The 6031-nt window shown below is 75.6% G+C and carries 2 protein-coding genes; both read left to right on the forward strand.

The window, feature by feature from the left end:
* Positions 1 to 40: 40 nt before the first annotated feature.
* Positions 41 to 5113, forward strand: a complete 5073-nt coding sequence (locus ACZ60X_RS43680; RefSeq protein WP_469611390.1) for an SDR family NAD(P)-dependent oxidoreductase — start codon at positions 41 to 43, stop codon at positions 5111 to 5113.
* Positions 5114 to 5147: 34 nt separating this feature from the next.
* Positions 5148 to 6031: beta-ketoacyl synthase N-terminal-like domain-containing protein (locus ACZ60X_RS43685; RefSeq protein WP_469611392.1), on the forward strand; the 884-nt coding region annotated here is incomplete at its 3' end.

The raw sequence follows: 6031 nt of genomic DNA on the forward strand, positions 1-6031 counted from the left end.
CCGTGACTGGCCCGAGACCGGGCACCCGCGCCGCGCGGGCGTGTCCTCCTTCGGCATCAGCGGCACCAACGCCCACATCATCCTCGAACAGGCCGCCGACGAAACCGCCCCGGCCGGTACCGCACCCGGCGGCACGGCCGAGCGCGCCCTGCCCGAAGGGCTCGTACCGCTCGCGCTCTCCGCCAAGTCGGCCGGCGCACTGCGCGCCCAGGCCGCGCGCGTCGCCGCCCTCCTCGCCCAAGACCCCGCACCTGCCCTCGCCGACGTGGGCCTCACGCTCAGCACCCGCGCCGCCTTCGCGCACCGCGCCGTCGTGGTCGCCGACTCCGCACAGGAGGCCCGGCGCGCCCTGACGGCCCTGGCCGACGGCGACGACACGGCCGGCACCGCCACCGACGGCAAGCTCGCCGTCGTCTTCCCCGGACAGGGCGCGCAGCGCCCCGGAACGGGCCGCGAACTGTACGCCGTCTTCCCGGCGTTCGCCCGCGCCTTCGACGAGGTCTGCGCCGCCCTGGACCAGTGGCTGGACCGCCCGCTGCGCGACGTCGTCCTCGCCGAACCCGGCTCCCCGGACGCGGAACTGCTCGACCAGACCGCCTACACCCAGGCCGGCCTGTTCGCCGTGGAGGTGGCCCTCTTCCGCCTGGTGGAGTCCTGGGGCGTACGGCCCGACCTCGTCGCCGGACACTCCATCGGCGAACTCGCCGCCGCCCACGTGGCCGGCGTCTGGTCCCTCGCGGACGCCGCCGCCCTCGTCGCCGCCCGCGGCGCACTGATGCAGCGGCTGCCCGAGGGCGGCGCCATGATCGCCGTACAGGCCACCGAGGAGGAGATCGCCCCCGGCCTGGGCGACGGCGTCACCATCGCCGCGCTCAACGGCCCCGAAGCCGTGGTCCTCTCCGGCGACACCCCGGCCGTCGAGGCGCTCGCCGCCGCGTTCGAGGCCCGCGGCCGCAAGACCAAGCGGCTGGCCGTCTCCCACGCCTTCCACTCGCCGCACATGGAACCGATGCTCGGCGCCTTCCGGGAAGTCGCCGCCGGACTGACCTTCCACGCCCCCGCCCTGCCCGTCGTGTCCAACCTGACCGGAGCCCTCGCCGACCCCGCCGAACTGTGCACCCCCGCCTACTGGGTGCGCCACGTCCGCGACACGGTCCGCTTCTGCGACGGCCTGCGCACCCTGCGCGAACAGGGCGCCCGCACCGTGCTCGAACTCGGCCCCGGCGGCGTGCTGACCGCCATGGCCCAGGACTGCCTGCCCGACGACGTCGACTGCGTGGCCGCACTGCGCGACGGCAGGCCGGAAGACAGGACGCTGCTGACCGCCGTCGCCCGCGCGCACACCCGGGGCGCCCGCGTCGACTGGCCCGCGCTGTTCGCCGGCAGCGGCGCCCGGCGCACCGCGGTGCCGGCCTACGCCTTCCAGCACGAGCGCTACTGGCTGGACGCCTCGGACCCCGGCGCCGCCCGCGACCTGGACGCCGCGGGCATCACCGCCGCCGGCCACCCCCTGCTCACCGCCACGGTCGACCTGCCCGAGGCCGACGCCGTCACCTTCACCGGACGCCTCTGCCCGGCCGCACAGCCCTGGCTCGCCGACCACGCCGTCGGCGGCACCGTCCTGCTGCCCGGCACCGCCCTGGTGGAGATGGCCGTCCGCGCCGGCGACGAGGTCGGCCACGGTACCGTCCGCGAACTCGTCCTGGCCGCACCGCTGGTCCTGCCCGACAACGGCGCCGTACGGATCCGCGTGCACGTCGGCGCTCCCGACGACACCGGCGACCGCCCCGTCTCCGTCCACTCCCGCCCGGACGACGGCGACGCCCCATGGACCCGGCACGCCGGCGGTGTCCTGGCCAGGACGGCCCCCGACCCCCGCACCGACCCCGACCCGTGGCCGCCCACAGGCGCCACCGCCGTACCCGTGACCGACTTCTACCGGGAACGCGCCGCGGCCGGATACGCGTACGGCCCGGCCTTCCAGAACCTGCGCGCGGTGTGGACCCGCCGCGAAGAGGTCTTCGCCGAGGTCGTCCTCGACGACGAACTCCACCCGGACGCCGAGCAGTTCGGCCTCCACCCCGCCCTCTTCGACGCCGCCCTGCACCCCAGCGCCTTCGGCGCCGTCACCGAACCGGACGACGGCCGGCGGCTGCTGCCCTTCGCATGGCAGGGAGTACGGCTGCACGCCACGGGCGCCAAGGCGCTGCGGGTGCGGCTGACGCCGGCCGGACCGAACGAGGTGTCCCTGCGCATCACCGACGCCACCGGCGCCCCGGTCGCCGCCGTCGACTCCCTCGTCCTGCGCCCGGTGGCCGCCGAGCAACTGCGCCCGCCCGCCGAGCCCCGCCACGACGCGCTGTTCCGCACGGTGTGGACGGCACTGCCGGTGCAGGCACGCCCGGACGGGCTCGACGGCATCCGCGTCCTCGACGCCGTCGCCACCGGCACCGGCGCACAGGCCGTGCACGATCTGACCGCACACGTGCTGGCGAACCTCCAAGCGTTCCTCGCAGCCCCCGGCGACGACACCGCGCGGCTGCTCGTGGTCACCCGCGGCGCGGTCGCCGTGCGCGACGGCGAGACGGTCACCGACCCGGCGGGCGCCGCGGTCTGGGGCCTGGTGCGCTCCGCCCAGTCCGAGCACCCCGACCGCCTCATCCTCGTCGACCTCGACGCACACGCCGCCTCCCGCGACACCCTTACCGGCGTCCCGGCCGCCGCCGCGGCCCTGGAGGAGCCGCAGCTGGCGGTCCGCGAAGGCGAGGTCCTCGCACCCCGGCTGAGCCGGACCGCCGACGAGGAGCTGACGATCCCGGACGGCGCCCGCACCTGGCACCTGGACACCACCGGCCCCGGCACCCTGGACCACCTGACCCTCGTCCCGGACACCGAACCGGGACCGCCGGCCCCCGGCCAGGTCAGGGTCGCCGTACGCGCCGCCGGAATGAACTTCCGCGACGTCCTCATCGCCCTGGACATGTACCCGGGCCGGGCCCCGCTCGGCGGCGAGGCCGCGGGCGTCGTCCTGGAGACCGGCCCCGGCGTCACCGACCTGGCACCCGGCGACCGCGTCATGGGCCTGTTCCCCGGCGGGGCGTTCGGGCCCGAGGCCGTCACCGACCACCGCAGGCTCGTCCGCGTCCCGGCCGGCTGGAGCTTCGCCCAGGCCGCCGCCGCGCCCGTCGCCTTCCTCACCGCCCTGTACGGGCTGCGCGACCTGGCCGGCCTGTGCGCCGGAGAGAAGGTCCTCCTCCACGCCGCGGCCGGTGGCGTCGGCACCGCCGCCGTCCAAGTGGCCCGCCACCTGGGCGCGGAGGTGTTCGGCACCGCCAGCCACGGCAAGTGGGACGCCCTGCGCGCGAGCGGACTCGACGACGCCCACATCGCCGACTCCCGGACCACCGGCTTCGAACAGCGCTTCCTGGAGGCCACCGACGGCCGCGGCGTCGACGTGGTCCTCGACGCGCTGGCCGGTGAGTTCGTCGACGCGTCCCTGAGGCTGCTGCCGCGCGGCGGCCGCTTCCTGGAGATGGGCAAGACCGACATCCGCGACGCCGCCGAGGTCGCGCAACGCCACCCCGGCGTCCACTACCGGGCCTACGACCTCGCCGAGGCGGACGACGACCGGGTGGGGCAGCTGCTCGCCGAACTGGCCGACCTCTTCGCACGCGGCGTCCTCGGACCGCTCCCGGTGACGGCATGGGACATACGGCGTGCCCCGGACGCCTTCCGGCACCTCAGCCAGGCCCGCCACATCGGCAAGGCCGTGCTGACCGTGCCCCGCCGCCCCGATCCCGAGGGCACCGTCCTCGTCACCGGCGGCACCGGATCCCTCGGCGCGCTCGTCGCCCGCCGCCTCGTCACCGAGCACGGCGCCCGCAACCTGCTGCTCACCAGCAGGCGCGGCCCCGACGCACCCGGCGCGGCCCGGCTCGCCGCCGAACTGACCTCCCTGGGCGCGTCGGTACGCATCGAGGCCTGCGACGCCGCCGACCGCGACGCGCTGGCCCGGCTCCTGGCGTCCGTACCGGCCCGGGCGCCCCTGACCGCCGTCGTCCACACCGCGGGCGTCGTCGACGACGGCGTCCTGGCGGCCCTCACCCCGCAGCGGCTGGCCACCGTCCTGCGCCCCAAGGCCGACGCCGCCCTGAACCTGCACGAGCTGACCGAGGACCTGGATCTCGCCGCCTGGGTGCTGTTCTCCTCGGCCGCCGGTGTCCTCGGCAATCCCGGCCAGGCCAACTACGCGGCGGCCAACTCCTTCCTCGACGGGCTCGCCCGCACCCGGCACACGAAGGGGCTGCCCGCCGTGTCGCTCGCATGGGGCCTGTGGTCGCACGCCAGCGACATGACCAGCGCGCTCGCCATGGCCGACGTACGGCGCACCGAACGCGCGGGCATGCTCGGCCTCACGGCCGACGAGGGCCTGGCCCTGTTCGACGCTGCCCTGACGGCCGCGGAACCGGCCCTCGTACCGACCCGGCTCGATCCGGCCGTACTGCGCGGCCAGGCGTCCTCCGGCGGGCTCCACCCGCTGCTGCGCGCACTGGTCCGCACCCCGCGCCGCGCCGCGGCCGCCGACCCGGCCGCCGGCCGCACGCTCGCCGGACGGCTCGCCGCGCTCCCGGCCGACGAGAAGGCGGCCTTCGTCCTGGACGTGGTCCGCAGGGAGGCCGCGACCGTGCTCGGCCATGCCGACCCCTCGCTGGTCGTACCCGACCGCGCCTTCAAGGAGGCGGGCTTCGACTCGCTGACGGCGGTGGAACTGCGCAACCGCCTCGGCAAGGCCGCCGGGATGAGGCTGCCGACGACCGCCGTGTTCGACTATCCGGCGCCCACCGCACTCGCCCAGTACCTGCTCAAGGTCCTCGACCAGGAGTCCGACCCGGTCACGGCCAAACTCGACGCCCTGGAGCGCGCGCTCGACGCGCTCCTGACGGAGGAGCTCGCACACGCGGGCGTCCACTCCCGGCTGCGGTTCCTCGGCACGCGGATCCAGGAGGCCGCGCAGAGCGGCGGGTCCGCCGAGACCGCCACCACCGACGGACTCGAAGCCGCCACGGCCGACGACGTCTACGCCTTCATCGACAACCAGCTCGGACTCGGCTGACCCACCGCCCACCCGGAAGAGGAGACCAGGTTCCATGACCACCGACGAGAAGGCGCTCAGCTACCTCAAGCGGGTCTCGGCCGAACTGCACCAGACCAGGGAGACACTGCGCGAGGAGCAGACCCGGCGGACCGAACCCATCGCCATCGTGGCCATGGGCTGCCGGCTGCCGGGCGGAGTGACCTCGGCGGAGGGACTGTGGCGCCTGGTGTCCCAGGGCACCGACGCGATCAGCGCGTTCCCGGCCGACCGCGGCTGGGACCTCGACACCCTCTACGACCCCGACCCGGACGCGTCCGGCACCTCGTACGTGCGGGAGGGCGGCTTCCTCGACGACGTCGCGGGCTTCGACGCGGGCTTCTTCGGCATCTCCCCGCGCGAGGCGCTCGCCATGGACCCGCAGCAGCGGCTGCTTCTGGAGACCTCCTGGGAGACCCTGGAGCGCGCCGGCCTCGACCCCTCCACCCTCAAGGGTCACAGCGTCGGCGTCTTCACCGGGGTCGCAGGCCAGGAGTACGCGCCCCGCATGGGCACCGGCTCGCCAGAGATCGAGGGCTATGTGCTGACCGGCGGTGCCGGCAGCGTCGTCTCCGGCCGGATCGCCTACAGCTTCGGCTTCGAGGGGCCCGCGGTGACAGTGGACACCGCCTGCTCGTCCTCGCTGGTGGCCATCCACCTGGCCGCGCAGGCGCTCCGCAACGGCGAGTGCTCGCTGGCGCTCGCGGGCGGGGCGGCCGTGATGTCGACGCCCGGCGCCTTCGTGGAGTTCTCCCGCCAGCGCGGACTGGCCCTCGACGGCAGGTGCAAGGCCTTCGCCGCCGCGGCGGACGGCACCGGCTGGTCCGAGGGCGTGGGCCTGCTGCTGCTCGAACGGCTTTCGGACGCGCGCCGCAACGGCCACGAGGTGCTGGCCGTCGT

The organism is Streptomyces sp. NPDC104106 (genome assembly GCF_055584345.1).